The organism is Fictibacillus fluitans (assembly GCF_030418125.1).
GTDB classification, from domain to species: domain Bacteria; phylum Bacillota; class Bacilli; order Bacillales; family Fictibacillaceae; genus Fictibacillus_C; species Fictibacillus_C fluitans.
Window position 1 is genome coordinate 1 of the sequence record NZ_JAUHTR010000048.1, and the last position, 335, is coordinate 335.

The 335-nt window shown below is 55.2% G+C and carries 1 rRNA gene; it reads right to left on the bottom strand.

The window, feature by feature from the left end:
* Positions 1–335, bottom strand: a 23S ribosomal RNA gene (locus QYB97_RS25135); the annotation flags it as partial.

Here is a 335-nt window from a genome sequence, read left to right on the forward strand (position 1 = left end):
GATTGCGGGATTTGCCTCACAATCAGCCTAACTGCTTAGACGCGCATTTCCATTCGCGCGCTCTCCCTACCTTCCTGCGTCCCCCCGTCGTTCAAACGGAAAGGAGGTGGTACAGGAATTTCAACCTGTTGGCCATCGCCTACGCCTTTCGGCCTCGGCTTAGGTCCCGACTAACCCTGAGCGGACGAGCCTTCCTCAGGAAACCTTAGGCTTTCGATGGACAAGATTCTCACTTGTCTTTCGCTACTCATACCGGCATTCTCACTTCAAAGCGCTCCACCAGTCCTTCCGGTCTGACTTCACGGCACTTCGAACGCTCCCCTACCACTGTACCT